Annotated in this window: 18 protein-coding genes; 7 read left to right on the top strand and 11 right to left on the bottom strand. The window is 69.5% G+C overall.

Features of this window, described 5'->3' with window-relative positions:
- Positions 1 to 22: 22 nt before the first annotated feature.
- On the top strand, positions 23 to 940 hold the full coding sequence (locus AC3CBB_RS01780; RefSeq protein WP_123506190.1) for a LysR family transcriptional regulator: 918 nt from the start codon (positions 23 to 25) through the stop codon (positions 938 to 940).
- A gap of 102 nt (positions 941 to 1,042) precedes the next feature.
- Here the strand turns inward: AC3CBB_RS01780 and AC3CBB_RS01775 are convergent, their stop codons facing one another.
- A complete protein-coding gene (locus tag AC3CBB_RS01775) occupies positions 1,043 to 1,429 on the bottom strand; it encodes a twin-arginine translocase TatA/TatE family subunit (protein ID WP_123506191.1) in 387 nt (128 codons plus the stop codon).
- Between the two features lie 63 nt (positions 1,430 to 1,492).
- On the opposite strand from AC3CBB_RS01775, the gene AC3CBB_RS01770 reads away from it, so the two are divergent.
- Positions 1,493 to 2,119: an O-methyltransferase gene (locus AC3CBB_RS01770; RefSeq protein WP_123506192.1), complete on the top strand. Its 627-nt coding sequence runs from the start codon at positions 1,493 to 1,495 to the stop codon at positions 2,117 to 2,119.
- A gap of 107 nt (positions 2,120 to 2,226) precedes the next feature.
- Here the strand turns inward: AC3CBB_RS01770 and AC3CBB_RS01765 are convergent, their stop codons facing one another.
- The 3 genes from AC3CBB_RS01765 to dapE form a co-directional block, all read right to left on the bottom strand.
- Positions 2,227 to 2,403: a DUF3117 domain-containing protein gene (locus AC3CBB_RS01765; RefSeq protein WP_084816223.1), complete on the bottom strand. Its 177-nt coding sequence runs from the start codon at positions 2,401 to 2,403 to the stop codon at positions 2,227 to 2,229.
- 95 nt (positions 2,404 to 2,498) lie between these two features.
- Positions 2,499 to 3,752 (bottom strand): hypothetical protein, encoded by a 1,254-nt coding sequence (locus AC3CBB_RS01760; RefSeq protein ID WP_488625755.1) that lies wholly within the window; start codon positions 3,750 to 3,752, stop codon positions 2,499 to 2,501.
- The gene (gene dapE / locus AC3CBB_RS01755; RefSeq protein ID WP_488625754.1) at positions 3,737 to 4,810 is read right to left on the bottom strand and encodes a succinyl-diaminopimelate desuccinylase; all 1,074 of its coding nucleotides are present in this window, start codon (positions 4,808 to 4,810) and stop codon (positions 3,737 to 3,739) included. Before dapE ends, AC3CBB_RS01760 begins: the two co-directional genes overlap by 16 nt.
- Positions 4,811 to 4,900: 90 nt before the next feature.
- Between dapE and dapD the strand changes: the two genes are divergently transcribed.
- Positions 4,901 to 5,869, top strand: a complete 969-nt coding sequence (gene dapD, locus AC3CBB_RS01750) for a 2,3,4,5-tetrahydropyridine-2,6-dicarboxylate N-succinyltransferase (RefSeq protein WP_123506194.1) — start codon at positions 4,901 to 4,903, stop codon at positions 5,867 to 5,869.
- Positions 5,870 to 5,889: 20 nt separating this feature from the next.
- Here dapD and AC3CBB_RS01745 read toward each other — a convergent pair whose 3' ends face one another.
- Genes AC3CBB_RS01745 through AC3CBB_RS01730 form a run of 4 tightly spaced genes read right to left on the bottom strand, consistent with a single transcriptional unit; the run spans position 5,890 to position 9,994 of the window.
- Complete coding sequence (locus AC3CBB_RS01745; protein WP_123506195.1) at positions 5,890 to 7,188, bottom strand: citrate synthase; 1,299 nt, start codon at positions 7,186 to 7,188, stop codon at positions 5,890 to 5,892.
- A gap of 40 nt (positions 7,189 to 7,228) precedes the next feature.
- Complete coding sequence (gene dapC / locus AC3CBB_RS01740) at positions 7,229 to 8,359, bottom strand: succinyldiaminopimelate transaminase (protein WP_488625753.1); 1,131 nt, start codon at positions 8,357 to 8,359, stop codon at positions 7,229 to 7,231.
- A gap of 10 nt (positions 8,360 to 8,369) precedes the next feature.
- Positions 8,370 to 8,696 (bottom strand): ferredoxin, encoded by a 327-nt coding sequence (gene fdxA, locus AC3CBB_RS01735; protein WP_123506196.1) that lies wholly within the window; start codon positions 8,694 to 8,696, stop codon positions 8,370 to 8,372.
- Positions 8,693 to 9,994, bottom strand: a complete 1,302-nt coding sequence (locus tag AC3CBB_RS01730; protein ID WP_488625752.1) for a PIG-L family deacetylase — start codon at positions 9,992 to 9,994, stop codon at positions 8,693 to 8,695. Before AC3CBB_RS01730 ends, fdxA begins: the two co-directional genes overlap by 4 nt.
- A gap of 138 nt (positions 9,995 to 10,132) precedes the next feature.
- Here AC3CBB_RS01730 and efeU point away from each other — a divergent pair, with 138 nt between their 5' ends.
- The 3 genes from efeU to efeB are packed head-to-tail and all read left to right on the top strand — an operon-like array spanning position 10,133 to position 13,516.
- Complete coding sequence (efeU, locus tag AC3CBB_RS01725) at positions 10,133 to 11,002, top strand: iron uptake transporter permease EfeU (protein WP_488625751.1); 870 nt, start codon at positions 10,133 to 10,135, stop codon at positions 11,000 to 11,002.
- Positions 10,999 to 12,195: an iron uptake system protein EfeO gene (efeO, locus tag AC3CBB_RS01720; protein WP_123506199.1), complete on the top strand. Its 1,197-nt coding sequence runs from the start codon at positions 10,999 to 11,001 to the stop codon at positions 12,193 to 12,195. Before efeU ends, efeO begins: the two co-directional genes overlap by 4 nt.
- 7 nt (positions 12,196 to 12,202) lie before the next feature.
- Positions 12,203 to 13,516 carry an iron uptake transporter deferrochelatase/peroxidase subunit gene (gene efeB / locus AC3CBB_RS01715; RefSeq protein WP_123506200.1) on the top strand — a complete coding sequence of 438 codons (1,314 nt, stop codon included), beginning with the start codon at positions 12,203 to 12,205 and terminating at the stop codon, positions 13,514 to 13,516.
- Between the two features lie 26 nt (positions 13,517 to 13,542).
- Here the strand turns inward: efeB and AC3CBB_RS01710 are convergent, their stop codons facing one another.
- Genes AC3CBB_RS01710 through AC3CBB_RS01700 form a run of 3 tightly spaced genes read right to left on the bottom strand, consistent with a single transcriptional unit; the run spans position 13,543 to position 17,709 of the window.
- Complete coding sequence (locus AC3CBB_RS01710; protein WP_488625750.1) at positions 13,543 to 15,666, bottom strand: dipeptide ABC transporter ATP-binding protein; 2,124 nt, start codon at positions 15,664 to 15,666, stop codon at positions 13,543 to 13,545.
- The gene (locus tag AC3CBB_RS01705; RefSeq protein WP_123506202.1) at positions 15,663 to 16,712 is read right to left on the bottom strand and encodes an ABC transporter permease; all 1,050 of its coding nucleotides are present in this window, start codon (positions 16,710 to 16,712) and stop codon (positions 15,663 to 15,665) included. Before AC3CBB_RS01705 ends, AC3CBB_RS01710 begins: the two co-directional genes overlap by 4 nt.
- A 10-nt stretch (positions 16,713 to 16,722) precedes the next feature.
- Positions 16,723 to 17,709, bottom strand: a complete 987-nt coding sequence (locus tag AC3CBB_RS01700) for an ABC transporter permease (protein WP_488625749.1) — start codon at positions 17,707 to 17,709, stop codon at positions 16,723 to 16,725.
- A 210-nt stretch (positions 17,710 to 17,919) separates the two neighbouring features.
- On the opposite strand from AC3CBB_RS01700, the gene AC3CBB_RS01695 reads away from it, so the two are divergent.
- The gene (locus tag AC3CBB_RS01695; protein WP_123506204.1) at positions 17,920 to 19,593 is read left to right on the top strand and encodes an ABC transporter family substrate-binding protein; all 1,674 of its coding nucleotides are present in this window, start codon (positions 17,920 to 17,922) and stop codon (positions 19,591 to 19,593) included.
- The last annotated feature ends 3 nt before the right edge of the window (positions 19,594 to 19,596 follow it).

The raw sequence follows: 19,596 nt of genomic DNA, 5'->3' as shown, positions 1-19,596 counted from the left end.
CCCGATAATGTAGTTTTACTTCATGGATGTCAAGCGCCTCGAACTGCTTCGCGAGCTCGCCGAGCGGGGCAGCATCGCCGCCGTCGCGAAGGCCACGCACCGCACGCCGTCGGCCGTCTCGCAGCAGCTCAAGGTGCTCGAGCGCGAGGCCGGCACGCGCCTCACCGAGCGCGTGGGGCGCGGCATCGTGCTGACCGGCTCCGGGCGCGTGCTCGCTCAGACGGCGACCGACGTCGCAGTCGCCCTCGAACGCGCACAGGCGGTGTGGGACGACTTCGTGGTGGCGCCGCAGGGCGAGGTGACCCTGGCCACGTTCCCGACGGCCGGCCAGATGCTGCTCCCGGGCCTGCTGCGCACGGTCTCCGAGACCCCCGGCCTGGTCGTGCGGGCGACCGACCACGACCCCGCGACGGCCGCGTTCCCCGACCTCACCGGAGATCACGACGTCGTCATCGCCCACTCCCCCGACGGCGACCGGAGCTGGAAGAGCCGCGACCTCATGGTCGTCCCGCTGCTCCGGGAGCCTCTCGACGTCGCCCTGCCCGCCGACCACCGCCTCGCCGGCCGACCGGCTCTCACGCCCGCCGACCTCGTCGGCGAGACCTGGGTCGGCGTGCCCGACGGCTACCCCTACGACTGGATCTACCGAGAGATCGAGCGCGTCACCGGCTCCGCACCCCGGGTGTCGCAGCGGTTCAGCGACACCCGGATCACCGAGTCGCTCGTCGGGGCCGGTCTCGGCATCGCCGTGCTCCCCCGCTTCACGTCGTCCGGCGTGCGCGACGACATGGTCCTCACGCCGCTCGAGGGGATCCGCGCCGTCCGCTATCTGTCGGTGCTCATGCGGCCCGACCGGGCGGAGCGGCCGTCGGTCCGGCGCGTCGTCGACGCCCTCCGGGCCGAGGCCACGCGGGTGGCGGCGCTGCACGGAACCATCTGACCACGCGACTGCCCCAGATGAGGGCATCTCGCCGCCGAGAACACCCAGGTCCGGGCATCTCGCCGAGCGGCCAGACGGCCGAGCCACAGCGCAGGAACTGCCCTACGTCGCCTCGTTGTCGTACGGCGGCGTCTCGCCCGCGGCGAGCGGCACCATGGCCGACCGGACGTGCGCCGAGGCCGGAAGCCCGGCGCTCACCGCGGCAGCCGCCGAGGCCGGCGTGCTGATGGCCGTCGTGGGCTCTTCGAGCAGAGCGTCGCGGATGATCCGCCGCGGGTCGTACTGGCGCGGATCGAGCTTCTGCCAGTCGACGTCGTCGAACTCGTCGCCCATCTCCTCGCGCATGCGGGCTCGGGCGGTGTCGGCCATGCCGCGGACGGTCTTGACCAGCTGCGCCAGCTTCGACGCGTAGATCGGAAGGCGCGCCGGACCGAGGAGCAGGACCGCTATCAGCGCGATCACTATCAGTTTGTCGAATCCGGCAGGCACGTGATGAGAGTAACCGCTTTCGCTTCAAAACGCGCCCTAGACTTGGGCGACAAGGAGTGACGAGTGCCACACAAAGAGTCCAGCTGGAAGTTCGCCGAAGAACTGGTCACCGAGGTCGACGCGATCGGCCTAGCGCGGCAGCACTCCCTGGAGGCCGGCGTCGACGCGGTCTCCCCCGGAGTCGGCGCTCAGCTCGCCCTCACGACCGCCCTCGTGTCGGCCAAGAGCATCATCGAGATCGGCACCGGTCTCGGCGTCTCGGGCCTCTGGCTGATGCAGGGCGCGCCCGGCGCGACCCTCACCTCGATCGACATCGAGGTCGACCACCAGCAGACCGCCCGCGAGAGCTACGTGCTCGCCGGCATCCCGGCCAACCGGGTGCGCATGATCACCGGCCGCGCCTCCGAGGTGCTCCCGCGAATGAACGAGAGCGCCTACGACGTGGTGCTGATCGATGCCGACCCCGACGGCGTCATCGAGTACGTCGAGCACGGGCTCCGCCTGGCCCGGACCGGCGGCGTCGTGCTCGTCGCGCACGCCCTGTGGAACGGCCGCGTCGCGAACCCGGCGGCGCGCGAGGCCACCACGACGGGCTTCCGGACCCTCCTCACGGAGGTGTCGACGTCACCCGCCGTGTTCAGCGCCCTGGCGACCGCGGGCGACGGCCTGCTGCAGCTCGTCAAGCGCTGAGCCGGGCGATGGTCGGGCAGTTCCTGCGCCCGATTCTCACGTCGCCTCAACGAGCGACGCCCCGCCGCCCACCCGCGAGGGTGAGAGACGGGGCGTCGGTGGGATGCCTAGGAGGCGGCCTTCACGACGCCGGCGAGGGCGTCGTGCAGTTCTTTGGCCTCGTCGTCGTTGACCGAGACCACAAGTCGCCCACCACCCTCGAGCGGAACCCGCACGATGATGAGCCGACCCTCCTTGACAGCCTCCATTGGTCCGTCGCCGGTTCTCGGCTTCATGGCTGCCATCAGATAGTCCCCTTTCGCGGAATGCTTCGTACCATTATCGATGATTTAGCTGACTATCCCTAAACGAAGGGGGTGATCTCGGCGGAACCGCCCGCTCACGGCGGGGTCCAGTCGTAGCCGTTCACCCACCAGCAGATGTACAGCCACGCGAACTGGCCGACGATGCCGCCGGCCACGATCAGCACCCGGTAGACGCGCGAGCGCGGGATCGCCAGGGCTCCGAGCAGCGGGAAGATCGGCATCAGCACGCGGAAGGTCGACGACTGCGGAAAGAAGACGGCGAGCAGGTAGACCACGTAGGCGACGATCCAGAAGCGCAGGTCGAGCGGCAGCCGGCGCACCCACGGCGACAGCATCAGCAGCACGAACAACGCCACGGCCACCACGAGGAAGACGATGCCCGCGCCGCCCGGCACCCACCAGTTCGCACCCTGCACCCACGGCGTGAACGGCAGCAGGTGCCCGTACCCGACGTAGTCGGCCCGCCACGAGAGCTCGGTAGCCGTGTACGCGTCGAGGCGTCCTGTGGCGAGCGCTGCGACGACCGGCCAGGCGAAGCCCAGCAGGCCCGTCGCCACGGCGACGATGCCCACCTTCAGGCGCTCCGCGGGCGGGAACGGCTCGCGCTCGCGCACCAGCCACCGGTGCCCCCAGTGCAGCGCCAGCGCCAGCGCGAAGGCGACGACGCCCGGCCGGGTGAACGACGCGACGGCCAGCACGGCCAGCATCAGCCAGTACTGCCTCTCGAGAAGCAGCCAGAGGGCCACCGCGATCAGCAGCAGGAAGAGCGACTCGGCATAGGCGACCTGGAGCAGCGGCGACAGCGGAGCGACGCAGAACAGCAGCACGGCGAAGTACGAGGTCGACGCCGGCAGAAACCGGCGCAGGATCCGGAAGAACACCACGCACGTGACCGCCGCCGCCGCGACCGAGACGACGACTGCCGTCGGCGCGAACGCGGCGCCCGTGAGCACCATCAGCCCCTTGATCAGCATCGGGAACACCGGCAGGAAGGCCCAGGCGTTCTGCGCGACCTGGCCGGCGTCGGTCAGCGGAAGAGTCGTCGGATACCCCACCTGCGAGACGATGTAGTACCACTGGCCGTCCCAGATCTTGGCGTAGTCGGCGTAGACGGGGTGCGCCAGGGTCCACGCGTTGTTGGCCTGCACCCGTGCGAACCCCAGCAGCAGCGCCGTGCTGACCAGCCGCGAGGCCGCGAAGATCGCCAGCACACGGACCCACCACGGCAGCGCGCGCAGGAACTCGCCCGCCTTCTCGCGCATCGGCCGCTCGGGCGCCTCGACCTCGTCGGCCACCCCCGGCCGTCCGGTGATCAGGCCGTCAGCCACGCCCGCAGCCCGCGCTCGCACTCGACGATCTGCTCCACTGCGACGCGCTCGTCGTCGGCGTGCGCCTTCATCGGGTCGCCGGGGCCGTAGTTGACGGCCGGGATGCCGAGGCCGGCGAAGCGCGCGACGTCGGTCCAGCCGTACTTCGGCTTGGCCTCGCCGCCGACGGCGGCCAGGAACTCCTGCGCGAGGGGCGCGTCGAGACCGGGCCGGGCACCCTGGGCGAGGTCGACGATCGTGACGTCGTACTCGCCGAAGACCTCGTGGATGTGCGCGACGGCCTCGTCGGCCGAGCGGCTCGGGGCGAAGCGGTAGTTGATGTGGACCATGCACTCGTCGGGGATCACGTTGCCGGCGATGCCGCCGGAGATGCCCACGGCGTTCAGGCCCTCGCGGTAGACGAGGCCGTCGACCTCGACCTGGCGGGGCTCGTACGCGGCCAGCCGGTCGAGGATGGGGGCGGCCCTGTGAATAGCGTTGTCGCCGATCCAGGAGCGGGCGCTGTGCGACCGGAGGCCGAAGGTGCGGATCTCGGCCCGGAGATTGCCGTTGCAGCCGCCTTCGACGCTGGAGTTCGAGGGCTCCATCAGGATGGCGAAGTCGCCGAGCAGCATGTCGGGGAACTCGCGCGTGAGGCGCCCGAGGCCGTTGAGGGCGTCGGAGACCTCTTCGTGGTCGTACCAGACCCAGGTCACGTCGACGGCGGGCTCGGACAGCTCGACGGCCAGCGTGAGCGCGACGGCGCAGCCGGCCTTCATGTCGACCGTGCCGCGGCCCCAGAGGTAGTCGACGCCGTCGATCGTCTCGTAGCGGGTCGGGACGTTGTCGTTGATGGGAACCGTGTCGATGTGCCCGGCGATCACGACGCGCTTCTCGCGACCGAGGTTCGTCTTGGCCACGATCGCGTCGCCGTCCCGGAACAGCTCGAGGTGCGCGACACCCGACAGGACGTCCCAGATGTCGTCGGCGACGCGCCTCTCGTCGCCCGACTCGGAGGGGATGTCGCACAGCTGGCGCGTGAGGTCGGTCGACGAGACGGAGAGGTCGAGAGCTGCCATGGGCACAGCCTATCCGGGGCTCCCCGCATCGAACCTGCGGGGCCCGACATCGAACCTGAAGAGCCTGCCTCCACCGGTACAGTCGTTGCCATGAGTCCTGACGACACCGCCGCCACCCGCGCCTGGGGCTACGGCCTCGCCACCGTCGCCGACAACGGCACCGTGCTCGACACCTGGTTCGCCGAGCCCACCCTGGGCGCTTTCCCCGCCGAGCGCGACCCCGAGCTCGCCCCCGCCTGGGTCGAGGAGCTCGCCGGCCGCGACGAGCGCCGGGCCGTCCGTCTCGAACCGCTCACCGTCCGCATCGACCTCGATGCCGCTCCCACCTCGACCCCGGATGCGTACCTCCGCCTGCACCTGCTGAGCCACCTGCTCGTCAAGCCGAACACCATCAACCTCGACGGCATCTTCGGGCACCTGCCGATCGTCGCCTGGACCAACGCGGGGCCGGTGCACCCCGACGACTTCAGCCGCCTGCGGATGACGCTCCAGCGCGCCGGCATCGTCACCAGCGGCATCGACAAGTTCCCGCGCCTGCTCGACTACGTGACGCCCGAGCGCGTGCGCATCGCCGACGCCTCGCGCGTCCGCCTCGGCGCGCACCTCGCGCCCGGCACCACGGTCATGCACGAGGGCTTCGTCAACTTCAACGCCGGCACGCTCGGCGAGTCCATGGTCGAGGGGCGCGTCTCGCAGGGCGTCGTCGTCGGCCACGGCTCCGACATCGGCGGCGGGGCGTCGATCATGGGCACGCTCTCGGGCGGCGGCACCCAGCGCGTCTCGATCGGCGACCGCGCGCTGCTCGGCGCGAACTCGGGCATCGGCATCTCGATCGGCGACGACACCGTCGTCGAGGCCGGCCTCTACGTGACCGCCGGCACCAAGGTCGTCGTCGTGGGCTCGGCGTCGGACAGCAACGGCAAGGCGCAGACCGTCAAAGCCGTCGAGCTGTCAGGCAGGCCGGGGCTGCTGTTCCGCCGCAACTCGCTCACGGGTGCCGTCGAGGTACTGACCCGCAAGGGCACAGGCGTCGCGCTCAACGAGGCGCTGCACGCCTGACGGCGCCGAACGAGGCCGCGCTAGCGGCCCTCGGGCCAGTCGCGCGCCGGCGAGCCCGTGTACAGCTGCTGCGGGCGGCCGATCTTCGTCGACGCGTCGAGGTTCATCTCGCGCCAGTGCGCGATCCACCCGGGCAGACGCCCGATGGCGAAGAGCACGGTGAACATGCGAGGCGGGAATCCCATCGCCTTGTAGATGATGCCGGTGTAGAAGTCGACGTTCGGGTAGAGGCGGCGCGAGATGAAGTACTCGTCCGACAGGGCCACCTGCTCGAGCTCGAGGGCGATGTCGAGCAGCTCGTCTTTCACGCCCAGGGCGGCGAGCACCTCGTCGGCGCTCTCCTTCACGAGCTTCGCGCGCGGGTCGTAGTTCTTGTAGACCCGGTGGCCGAAGCCCATGAGCTTGACGCCCTCCTCCTTGTTCTTCACGCGCTCGACGAACCGGGCGACGCCCTGGCCGGAGTCGCGGATCTCGGCGAGCATCGTGAGCACCGCCTCGTTCGCGCCGCCGTGGAGCGGGCCGTAGAGGGCGGAGATGCCGGCCGAGATCGAGGAGTAGATGTTGGCCTCGGTCGACCCGACCAGCCGGACGGTCGAGGTGGAGGCGTTCTGCTCGTGGTCCTCGTGCAGGATGAGCAGGCGTTCGAGCGCCTTCGACAGCACGGGGTTCACGACGTACGGCTCGGCCATGGTGCCGAAGTTGAGGCGCAGGAAGTTGTCGACGAACGAGAGGCTGTTGTCGGGGTAGAGGAACGCCTGGCCGAGGCTCTTCTTGTGCGCGTAGGCCGCGATCACCGGGAGCTTGGCGAGCAGGCGGATCATCTGCACCTCGACCTGCTCCGGGTCGTGGACGTTGGTGTCGTCCTCGTAGAACGTCGACAGGGCGCCGACGGCCGACGAGAGCACCGACATCGGGTGCGCCGACGCGGGGAGCGCGTCGAAGAAGCGGCGCAGGTCTTCGTGGAGGAGCGTGTGGCGGCGGATCCGGGCGTCGAACCGGGCGAGCTCGTCGGCCGTCGGGAGCTCGCCGTAGATCAGCAGCCAGGCCGTCTCGAGGAAGGTCGAGTTCGCGGCGACCTGCTCGATGGGGTAGCCGCGGTAGCGCAGGATGCCCTTGTCGCCGTCGATGTAGGTGATGGCGCTCTTGGTGGCCGCCGTGTTGACGAAGCCCGAGTCGAGCGTCGAGAATCCGGTCTGCTTCATGAACGTCGAGATGTCGACGCTCGAAGCCCCGGCGGTCGCGGGGATGATCGGGAACTCGGCTGATCCCCCCGGGAAAGAGAGCGTGGCCTTCTGAGCGTCATTGGCAGTGTCAGTCACCTGTCCAGCCTAATAGGCGCGCAGGCCGGAACGACACGCCTCAGGCGGAGAGGCGCTCGACCGCTGCGTCGATCCGCTCGTCGGTCGTCGTGAGCGCGACCCGTACGTGACGGGCGCCGTCAGTGCCGTAGAAGGTGCCCGGCGCCACGAGGATGCCGCGCTCGGCGAGCCACGCGACGGTCGCCCAGGCGTCTTCGTCGCGCGTGGCCCAGAGGTACAGGCCCGCCTCGCTGTGGTCGATGCGGAAGCCGGCGGCGACGAGCGCGGCCGACAGGCGGTCGCGACGGCCGCGGTAGAGCTGCTTCTGGGCGCGCACGTGCTCCTCGTCGGCGAGGGCGGCGATCATCGCCTGCTGCACCGGTGCCGGCGGCATGAGGCCCGCGTGCTTGCGGACGCCGAGCAGCTGGCCGACGATCTCTCCGCAGCCGGCGATGAAGCCCGCGCGGTAGCCGGCGAGGTTCGACTGCTTCGACAGCGAGTACACCGAGATGACGTTGCGACGGCTGTCGCCGATGACGCGGGGGTCCAGGATGCACGGGGTCGCGTCCGTCTCGAACTCCGGCGTCCAGCCCAGCTCGGCGTAGCACTCATCACCCGCGATGACGGCTCCGAGCTCGCGCGCCCGGGTCACAGCGGCGCGCATCCGGTCGATCGAGAGCACGCGGCCGTCGGGGTTGCCCGGGCTGTTCAGCCAGACGAGCCTCGTCGACTCGGGCCATTCGGCCGGGTCGTCGGAGGCGAGCGCGCTCGCGCCGACGAGGGCGGCGCCGAGCTCGTAGGTCGGGTAGGCGTTGCGCGGGTAGACGACCGTGTCGCCCGGGCCGAGGCCGAGCCAGAGCGCCATGCCTGCGATGAGCTCCTTCGAGCCGATCGTCGGCAGCACGTTCGCGTCGCCGAGCCCGCTGACGCCACGTCGGCGCTCGTACCACTCGATGATCGCGGCCCGGAGAGCCGGCGTGCCCGCGACCTGCGGATACGAGTGGGCGTCGGTCGCCTCGCGGAGGGCGTCGCGCACGAGAGCGGGCGTGGGGTCGACGGGCGAGCCCACGGACAGGTCGACGATGCCGTCGGCGTGCGCCCGGGCCGTCGCAGTGGCGTCGGCCAGGGAGTCCCAGGGGAAGTCGGGGAGAGTGAGGGGCACGAGCTTCAGCGGCACGGCGTTCACAGGCACGAGGCGGAGATCAGTGCTCGGCGGACTGCGGGGGCAGCGCGGCGATCACGGGGTGGTCGTGCGCGATCACGCCGACCTTGGCCGCACCGCCGGGCGAGCCCACCTCGTCGAAGAACTCGACGTTGGCCTTGTAGTAGTCGGACCACTTGTCGGGGAGGTCGTCTTCGTAGTAGATCGCCTCGACCGGGCAGACCGGCTCGCACGCACCGCAGTCGACGCACTCGTCAGGGTGGATGTACAGCGAGCGTTCACCCTCGTAGATGCAGTCGACCGGGCATTCGTCGATGCAGGCGCGGTCTTTGACATCGACACAGGGGAGGGCGATCACATACGTCACGGGCTTGTCTGTTCCTTCGCGTCGGGCTGCGCCTGAGGGCGCTGCGGCGATCCGGCAATCCTATCGCCCTGGCGGGCGGGGAACCTGGGCCACGCCAGCACGACGAGGGCGATGAGGGTCGGTCCGAACAGCCAGGTGTAGCCGAGCGCGTTGCCCGGGATCAGCACGGTTCCGCTCGACTGCGGCAGCGACAGCAGCCCGATGATGCCGACGATGCCGACCGCGGCCAGCACGCCGGCGAGACGCGACGAGAACTGCAGGCGGAAGCCGACGAGCAGGGCGGCCACCATGGCGAGCGCGATGATGACGCCGTAGGGGAAGGCTCCCTGCGCCTCCTGGTGGGCCACCGTGCCGATGGCGCCGAACAGCGCGCCGACGACGAGCGAGGCGGCGAGCGTCACTCCCTTGCCGAGCGGTCCGAGCTCGTCCGGGCCGCCGAGGCCGGGGAATGCCGGCGGCTCGTCGGCCTGGTCGGGCACGTGGCGGAAGGTCTCGACCACCGTCACCGGTTCGATCGCCCCGTGCGGGAACTCGAGCGCCGGGCCGCCGGGCGTCGACACCAGGGTCACCTGCGAGCGGTACTCCCCCAGCGCCGCGACCTTGCGGTCGAGCACCGGAGTGCCGTCGACGACCAGGTCGCCGCCCGCCGCGACCAGCTCGGCCCCGGGGTGCGCGGTACCGCCGGTGATCGCGTAGAACGGGACACCGGCGAGCCGGGCGGCCCGCAGGACAGCGCGGTGCGTGCGCACGTGGTCGGGGTGGCCGTAGCCGCCGTCGGCGTCATAGCTCACGATCGCAGTCGGGTGCACGTCGGCGATGACGGCCGCCAGGTCGGAGACGATCTCGCCGAAGGGCGCCCAGCAGAACGCGGCCGGGTGCACGTCGATGACGGGGATCGGCATGCCGTCGGCCCCCCACTCCATGCCCGAGTCGCGGTATGCGCGCACCGGGAGGCCCGGCGTGCGGGCGGCCTCGGCGCCGAGGAAGCGGTGGTCGGAGACGCCGAGCTCCCGCATGGCGGCGGCGAGCTCGCCCTGGCGGTGCACTGCGAGTGCGGCTGGATCGGCACGGAGGGCGGCGAGTTCCTGCGCCGGGATCGGGATGTCGAGCACCTCGCCCAGCTCGCCCCGAGTGCACGTGACGACGGTCACGCGCGCGCCGTCGTCGACCAGGGTCGCCAGCAGCGCTCCGGTCGCGATCGTCTCGTCGTCGGGGTGGGCGTGCACGACGAGCACGCGCTCGATGTCGTTCGACATCGAGACAACGGGGTTCTGGGGGGTGGGATCGGTGAGGCTCATCACTGGACAGGATAGGCGAGCGCCCGTTATCGTCATCTCTGGTTAGGCAAGGCTTACCTTGATTAGGCTCCCCTACCCGGCTCGGGCCACTGTCCCCGCCGAACCGGCTCCGGCCGCCGAAATGCCAAAGGCTCACCCGTGCTCGCCAACTACCTCATCGGCCTCCGTGAAGGCCTCGAGGCCTCCATCGTCGTGGGCATCCTCATCGCCTACCTGGTCAAGGTCTCGCGCCGAGACGTCCTGCCCCGCATCTGGGTCGGCGTCGGGCTCGCCACCGTGCTCTCGCTCGGCCTCGGCGCCCTGCTGACCTTCGGCAAGTATGGCCTGTCGTTCCAGGCGCAGGAGATCATCGGCGGCGGGCTCTCGATCGTCGCCGTGGGCTTCGTCACCACGATGACGTTCTGGATGGCCAAGACCGCCAACCACATGAAGCACGACCTCCAGTCGAGCCTCGCCAAGGCCCTGGCCGGCGGCGCGTGGGCGATCGTCGGCCTGGCCTTCCTGTCGGTCGGCCGCGAGGGCATCGAGACCGCGCTGTTCGTCTGGGCCACCGTCTCGACAGCGGGCGGCACCGCCCTCCCCGCGATCGGCGCGCTGCTCGGCATCGTCAGCGCCGTCGTCATCGAGATCGGCATCTACCGCGGCTTCGTGCACCTGAACCTCGCGCGCTTCTTCACCATCACCGGCTTCTTCCTGGTGATCGTCGCCGCCGGCGTCCTGCTCTACGGCATCGGCGACCTCCAGGAGGCCGGCGTGATCCCCGGTGTCGGGCACTACGCCTTCGACGTCTCGGCGGCGATCCCCCCGACCAGCTGGTACGGCACCCTCCTGCAGGGCCTCGTCAACTTCACGCCGCGGCCGACCTGGCTGCAGTCCGCCGTCTGGGTCGGGTACCTCGCGGTCGTCCTGCCCCTCTTCTTCCGTGCCACCCGCCGCCGCTCACCGGCGGATCCCATCGCGCAGCGCTCGACCCCCGAGCCCGTCCTCACCACAGGAGCCCCCGAATGACCCTCCGTCCCCTCGGTATCGCCGCCGGAGTCGCCATCGCCGCCCTCGCCCTCACCGGCTGCGTCGAGAACAACCCGGGCGGCGGCTCGTCCTCCGCCGCCGGCACGATCGCCGTCACCGGCAAGGACACCACCTGCGAGCTCTCGTCCACCACGGCCCCCAGCGGCACCGTGACGTTCACGATGGCCAACAAGGGCTCCGACAACAGCGAGTTCGAGGTCCTGGCCTCCGACGGCCTCCGCATCGTCTCCGAGAAGGAGAACATCGGCCCCGGAACGTCGGGCACCCTGACCACGCAGCTCGCCGCGGGCGACTACTACACCGCCTGCATCCCCGGCCTGGTCGGCGAGGGCGTCCGCGCGAAGTTCACCGTCACCGACTCCGGCAAGACGGTCAAGGCCACCGGCACCGAGAAGCAGCAGATCGACGCGGCCGACGCGGCGTACGTCGGCTACGTCAAGGACCAGACCGGCCAGCTCGTCACGGGCACGCAGGAGTTCCTCGACGCCTACCTCTCGGGCGACGACACGAAGGCCAAGGAGCTCTACCCGACCGTCCGCGCCCACTACGAGCGCATCGAGCCCGTCGCCGAGTCGTTCGGCGACCTCGACCCCGAGCTCGACAACCGCGCGGCCGACCTGGAGAAGGGCGAGACCTGGACGGGCTGGCACCGCATCGAGAAGGACCTGTGGGCTCCCTCCGCGGCCGTCCCCGGCTCGTCGACGTCCTACCCGGCACTGACCGCCGCCGAGAAGAAGACGATGGGCGCGCAGCTGACGAAGAACACGAAGCAGCTGTACGACGAGGTCAATGCGTCTGACTTCACCGTCGGGCTCGACACCATCGGCAACGGCGCTGTCGGCCTGCTCGACGAGGTCGCCACCTCGAAGATCACCGGCGAGGAGGAGACCTGGTCGCACACCGACCTGTACGACTTCCAGGCCAACCTCGAGGGCGCCCAGGTCGCCTACGAGGGCGTGCGCTCCATCCTCCTCACGAAAGACAAGGCGCTCGCCACCGAGCTCGACGCCGAGTTCACCTCGCTCGACGAGCTTCTCGCGAAGTACGGCTCGCTGGACAAGGGCTACCCGTCTTACACGACGCTCACGACCGCCGACAAGAAGGCTCTCTCTGACGGCGTCAACGCCCTGAGCGAGCCCCTCAGCCAGCTCACGGCAGCGCTCCTGGGATGATCCACCTGTGACGGAAGACCAGCACGCGGCCCCGCCCGAGTCGATCGACGACTCGGGCGTGGCCCGTTCCCGCGGGCTGTCCCGCCGAGGCCTGCTCGGCCTCGCGGGCGTCGGCCTCGGAGCCGGAGTCGTCGGCGCCGGTGCCGCTCTCGGCATCGAGACCGCCGTGACGAGCGGCGCGACCGGCACCTCGGGCGCCGCCGAGACGTACCCGTTCTATGCGACCCACCAGTCGGGGATCATCACGGCAGCGCAGGATCGCCTCCACTTCGCCGCCTTCGACGTCACGTCGGGGATGACGCGCGCCGAGCTCGTCGACCTCCTCAAAGACTGGTCGTACGCCGCCGGTCGGATGACCCAGGGCGAGCAGGTCTCGAAGTCGGGTGCCGTCGGCGGCTCGCTCTACGCTCCCCCGGACGACACCGGCGAGGCGCTCGGCCTTCCCGCCGCCGGCCTCACCATCACCATCGGCTTCGGACCGTCGCTCTTCGACGACCGCTTCGGCCTGGCGTCGAAGAAGCCCGCGCGCCTGATCGACCTGCCGGAGTTCGCGGGCGACAACATCCGGGCGGATGCCTCGAACGGCGACCTCTGCATCCAGGCCTGCAGCGACGACCCGCAGGTGGCCGTGCACGCCATCCGCAACCTGTCGCGCATCGCCTTCGGCCGCGCGTCGCTCCGCTGGTCGCAGCTCGGCTTCGGCCGTACCTCGTCAACCACGCGCGGCCAGACGACGCCGCGCAACCTGTTCGGCTTCAAGGATGGCACCGCCAACCTCAAGGCGGAGGACACCTCGCTCGTGAAGCAGGACGTCTGGGCGTCCGCCGCCGACGGGGCCGACTGGATGGCGAACGGCACCTACCTCGTGTCGCGCAAGATCCGCATGCAGATCGAGACCTGGGATCACCAGTCGCTCAAGGAGCAGCAGACGGTCATCGGCCGCGACAAGGGCGAGGGGGCACCGCTTTCGGGAGGCACCGAGTTCACCGCGTTCGACTTCTCGAAGAAGCAGCACGGCGCGCCGCTGGTGGCCGCCGACGCCCATGCCTCGCTCGCGCACCCGAAGCACAACGGCGGTGCGCAGATCCTGCGCCGGGGCTACAACTTCGTCGATGGCAACGACGATCTGGGGCGCCTGAACGCCGGACTGTTCTTCATCTGCTTCCAGAGAGACCCCGAGAACCAGTTCGTGCGCATCCAGAGCGCCCTGGCGGCGAACGACGCCATGAACGAGTACGTGCAGCACGTGTCGAGCGGCATCTTCGCGGTGCCGCCCGGCGCTTCGGCCGGAGGCTACGTCGGCGAGACGCTCTTCGCGTAGCGTCCCGTCGACGGCTCGCTCGTCGTCTAGACCAGCTGCTTCTCCTGCGGGAAGTGGCAGGCGGCCGTGTGGTCCTGGCCGTCACGGCCGTGCGGCAGCGCCAGCGGCACCTCGGTCGCGCAGCGCTCCTTCTCGGCGGCGCCCAGCATCGCGAACACCGGGCACCGGCCGCGGAACCGGCAGCCGACCTGCTTCTCGGTGGGGTTCGGCGGGTCGCCCGGCAGCAGGATGTGCTCGCGGGCGCGCTCCCGCGCCGGGTCGGGCACCGGTACCGCCGACAGGAGCGCCTGCGTGTACGGGTGCAGCGGGTGCTCGAAGACCTCGTCGACGGCGCCGGTCTCGACCGTGCGGCCGAGGTACATCACCGACACCCGATCGGCGACGTGCCGGATCACGCTGAGGTCGTGCGAGACGAACAAGTACGAGAGACCGAGCTTCGCCTTGAGCTCGCGGAGGAGGTTCAGCACGCCGGCCTGGATCGACACGTCGAGCGCCGAGACCGGCTCGTCGAGCACGACGAGGCGGGGCGACGCGGCGAGGGCCCGCGCGATCGAGATGCGCTGACGCTGACCGCCCGAGAACTCGTGCGGGAACCGGCTGGCCGCTGACGAGTCGAGGCCCACCATCTTCATGAGCGCAGGAACTCGGCGTGCGACATCACCCGCCGGCGTCCCCGCCGCGAGCAGCGGCTCCGCGATGATGTCGCTGACCGGCTGCCGAGGATCGAGGCTGGCCATCGGGTCCTGGAACACCATGCTGACCGTCGACCGCAGCCGGCGGACGGTTGCCCCGTCGAGCTGCCCCGCCCCCAGGTCGGTGCCGAGCACCTGGATGGAGCCCTGCTCGGGGCGGCGGAGGTCCATGATCTCGTGCAGCGTCGTGCTCTTGCCCGAACCCGACTCGCCGACGAGGCCGAGCGTCTCGCCCTCCCTGATGTCGAGGTCGACCCCGTCGACCGCCCAGACCTGGCCGACCGTGCGCTTGAACACGGCGCCGCGGCGGAGCGGGAACGTCTTGACCAGGCCGTCGACGTGAAGCACCGTCTCGCGCTCGTCGCGCGGCACGCCGTCGAGCGCACCCGCCTCGAGCTCGGGGAGGTCGAACACCTCGTCGGGGTCGGCGCCGGTGCGCGCGAGCTCGTCGGAGTGGTGGCACGCGGCCAGGTGGCCGCCGAGCACGCCCTCGGCCTGGGCCAGCGGCGGCTCGGACGACCGGCACTCGTCGGTGACGAGCGGGCAGCGCGCCGCGAACGGGCAGCCGGTCGGCAGGTTCAGCAGCGACGGCGGTGTTCCGGGGATCGGCACGAGCGGCTGGTCGGAGCGCTGATCCAGACGCGGGAGCGCCCCGATGAGCCCCACGGTGTAAGGCATCCGAGGCTTCGTGAACAGGTCTTCGGCGGTGGCCGTCTCGACGATCCGACCGGCGTACATGACGGCGATGCGGTCGGCGAACCCGGCGATGACGCCGAGGTCGTGGCTCACGAAGACGAGAGCCGCGCCCGCCTCCTGCTGCGCCTTGCGCAGCACCGCGATGACCTGCGCCTGGATGGTCACGTCGAGAGCCGTCGTGGGCTCGTCGGCCAGGATCACGTCGGGGTCGTTGGCGATGGCCATCGCGATCATCGCACGCTGCCGCATGCCGCCCGAGAACTCGTGCGGGAACGAGTCCACGCGTCGGGGCGCATCGGGGATTCCGACGATCTCGAGCAGCTCGATGGCGCGGGCGCGGGCCTCCTCCTTCGAGGAGCCCCGGTGGATCCGCACCGTCTCCGCGATCTGCTGGCCGACCGTGTAGACCGGCGTGAACGCCGACAGCGGGTCCTGGAACACCATCGAGATTCGCTTGCCGCGGATCGCCGACATCGAGCGGTCGTCGGCGCCGACGAGCTCGGTGCCGTCGAGGCGGATCGAGCCGCCGATGCGGGCCGTCGGCGGCAGCAGGCCGAGGATGGCGGTGCTCGTCACCGACTTGCCGGAGCCGGACTCGCCGACGATGCCGAGGACCTCGCCCCGGCGGAGCGTGAAGTCGATGCCGCGCACGGCTTCGACGACGCCGTCGGGCGTCGGGAATCCGACCGTCAGGCCGCTGACCTCGAGGAGGGGGACATCGCCGCCGGCGGCGCGGCTGGTGCTGGAATCGGTGAGGGTCATCGGTCTCGTCCCGCCTTGCGGATCTTCTCGGGGGTGGGAGTGTCGGTCGCGGTCATCGCGGTCACGCGGCCGGCGGGCTTCGAGTCGACGCCGGTGCGACGACGTCGACGGCCCTTGCGGCCCGCGGTGGAGGTCGGGTCGAGGGCGTCCCGGAGGCCGTCGCCGAGCAGGTTGCTGGCGAGGGCAAAGACGACCAGGGCGCCGGCCGAGAAGTAGAACAGCCACGGCTTGGTCAGGGCGGCGTCCTGGTTGTTGGCGATCAGCGTTCCGAGCGACACGTCGGGCGACTGCACGCCGAAGCCGAAGTACGACAGGCCGGCCTCGGTCAGCACCGCCGAGCCGATCGCGATCGACGCGTCGACCACGAGGAACGACGCCACGTTCGGGAGGATGTGTCGCAGGATGATGCGGAAGTGCCCGATGCCCATGTAGCGAGCGGCACGCACGAACTCGCGCTCCTTCACGCTCAGCGTCATCGAGCGCACCACGCGCGCCGTGATCATCCAGCCGAAGACGGCGAGCAGGACGATCAGGGCGACCCAGCCGAACTGCCGGAAGCGGGGCGACAGGATCGCGACGATCAGGAACGACGGCAGCACCAGCATGAGATCGACGACGAACATGATGATCCGGTCGGTCCAGCCGCCGAAGTAGCCGGCCATCGAGCCGAGCAGGCCGGCGATCACCGTCGAGAACAGGGCCACGAAGAGACCAATCAGGAGCGACTTCTGCATGCCTCGAGCGGTCTGCGCGAAGACGTCCTGGCCGATCGTGTTGGTGCCGAACCAGTGCGTGCCGCTCGGCGGCTTCGAGAGGTTCAGGTAGTCGATGTGCGAGAAGCTCCACGGCGTCACGAGCGGGCCGATGAACGCGAAGACGAACAGCAGGATCAGCACGACGAGGCCCACGCCTGCCCCGCGGTTCGCGAAGAGGCGGCGGATGGTGAGCACGGCGCGGTTGGGCGACGCGGCGACCTCCTCCTCGGGCGTCTCGGGCAGCGTCTCGTCGTTCGACCCCTGCAGGAGGTCGGGACTGAATCGAGTCATGGTGTGTGCCTCAGCTCTGGGTGCGCACGCGCGGGTCGAGGATGGCGTTCAGGACGTCCGACAGGAAGCCGGCGAGCAGCACCACGAAGGCGCTGAACAGCGTGTAGGCCACGACCGAGTTGACGTCGTTCGCGTTGACGGAGTCGATGAACCAGGCGCCGAGGCCGTTCCAGCCGAAGATCTTCTCGGTGAACGTCGCGCCGGTGAGGACGCCGAGGAAGCCGTAGGCGAAGAGCGTCGTCATCGGGATCAGAGCGGTCCGGAGGCCGTGCTTGAGGATCGCCGGCCGTTGGCGGAGGCCCTTCGCCCGCGCCGTGCGGATGTAGTCGGCCTGCAGCACGTCGAGCATGGTCGCCCGCTGGTACCGGCTGTAGATCGCGATCGAGCCGAGGGCGATCGAGATGGTCGGCAGCAGCAGGTGCACGAAGCGGTCCGCCGCGATGGCGGCGAGCCCGCCCTGGAGGTTCGGCGTCGCCTCGCCGGTGAAGCTGATGAGCTGGAAGCCGAGGCTCGAGTTGAGCTGGGTCGCTCCGATCTTGAGGAACACCGCCGTCAAGAAGACCGGTGTCGAGATCAGGATGAACGACAGCACCGCCGTCACGCGGTCGGAGAGCTTGTACTGCCGCACCGCGTTCCAGACGCCGACCAGCACACCGAGCAGGATGCCGACGATCGAGCCCGCGAGCAGCAACCGGAGGCTGACGCCCAGACGCGGCCAGAACTCCTGGTTGACCGAGGTGTCCTGGATGGTCTGGCCCAGGTCGCCGTGCGCGAGGTCGCCGACCCAGTGCCCGTAGCGGACGAGGATCGGCGTCTTGTCGTTCACTCCGATGTGATCGAGCTTGGCGTCGACGACCGACACGGGCGGTGCCGGGTTTCGCTGGGAGTACTGGGCCCGGGGGTCGAACGTGGCCGAAGCCAGGAAGTACGTCAGCGATGTGGCGATGAACGCGAGAATCACGTAATAGACCAGACGCCGCGAGAGGTAGCGGATCATGGTGACTCACACTAGACGCACCCCCGAGCCGATCGCGCACGGCAAGTTTCCGACACGTTAAAAGATCGTGCTGTGAGTGCAGAAATTCTCAGGATCGGTAGGGTCATAGTCATTGCCGATTCACAACGCGGTTTCGCCGCCGGGGGCAGACACTCGGAATGACGGCGAAAACCAACCGCTGATCAGCAATTAGATCACTCTTGGAGCGCCATGAAACTGAAGAAATCTGCCGTTTTCGCCGCCGGGGCCGTCGCGGTCGCCCTGGTTCTGACCGGGTGCAGCGGGGGTGGCGGCGATACGAAGAGCACCTCGGACGGCAAGCAGACCCTGTCGTCCTCGGGTGACCAGAACATCCAGCCCGCATCGGCACTGAAAGACGGCGGAACCCTCCGCGTGCCGCTCTCGTCGTTCCCGGCGAACTGGAACTACGGCGAGGTCGACGGCACCCTGCAGGACGCCTTCGACGTCATGAAGACCATGATGCTGTCGCCGTACACGATCAACGCCAAGGGAGAGCCGACCCTCGACACCGACCTCGTCTCGAGCGTCGACGTCAAGGACGACCCGCTGACGATCACGTACAACATCAACGACAAGGCGCAGTGGAGCGACGGCACGCCGATCACCTGGAAGGACTTCGAGGCCAACTGGAAGGCCCTGAACGGCAAGGACTCCAAGTACCAGATCGCCGACCCCACCGGCTACAACCAGATGAAGTCGGTCACGCAGGGCACCAGCGCCAAGCAGGCTATCGTCACGTACTCCACTCCCTTCGCGGACTGGAAGTCGATGTTCAACTACCTCTACCCCGCCAGCGTCATCAGCACAGCTGACGGCTTCAACACGGGCTACCTGAACAAGATCCCCGTCACCAGCGGGCCGTTCAAGCTCAGCAAGATCGACAAGACCGCCCAGACGGTCACCGTCGTGCGCGACGACAGCTGGTGGGGTGACAAGCCGAAGCTCGACTCGGTCACGTTCCGTGCCCTCGACAGCGACGCCGACATCGACGCCTACCTGAACAACGAGATCGACGTCGTCTCGGCCGCCACCTCCGACCGCTACGACCGCGTGAAGAAGGCCAAGAACAGCGTGCTCCGCGCCGCTCCCAGTGCCAACTTCTTCCACATCGACATGTCGTCGTCGGGCATCCTGAAAGACAAGCAGCTCCGACTCGCCGTGCAGAGCACCATCAACCGCGAGGCGATCGCCGGCGTCATCTACGGCACGCTGCCCTACAAGGTGTCTCTGCTGAACAACCACATCTTCCTGTCGACCGACGCGGGCTACAAAGACGAGGCGGGCGACTACGGCAAGTCCGACCCCGACTCGGCGAAGAAGATCCTCGACGCCGACGGGTGGAAGACCGGCTCCGGGTCCGTCCGCGAGAAGGGCGGCAAGCAGCTGACCATGGCCGTCACCATCCCCGCCGGCGTTCCGACGTCGTCGCAGATCGCGCAGATCGTGCAGAGCGAGCTCGCGGACGTGGGCATCAAGCTGACGATCAACACGGTTCCCGTCGACACGTTCTTCTCCGACTACATCACGCCCGGCAAGTACGACCTGACGATGTTCTCGTGGGGCGGCACCGGCTACCACGCCGCCGGCGTCAGCATCTACACCTCCGCCAAGCAGGGACAGAACTATGGCCGCGTCAGCGACTCGGCCGTCGACAAGCTGCTCGCCTCGGCCATCACCGAGCCCGACACGACGAAGTCGAACCAGGACTACAACGACGCCGACAAGCTGATCTGGGAAGAGGGCCACTCGCTCCCCATCACGCAGCAGCCTCGCGTGATCGCGTCCAGCCCGAAGCTCGCCAACTACGGCGCCCGCCCCGGTGCGACCGACCTCGACTGGACCAAGATCGGCTTCGAGAAGTAGCCG

The sequence above is a fragment of the Frondihabitans sp. OV104 genome (assembly GCF_057787745.1).
Note: the sequence above shows the minus strand (reverse complement) of the source record. Positions and strands in the feature narration are given on the sequence as shown.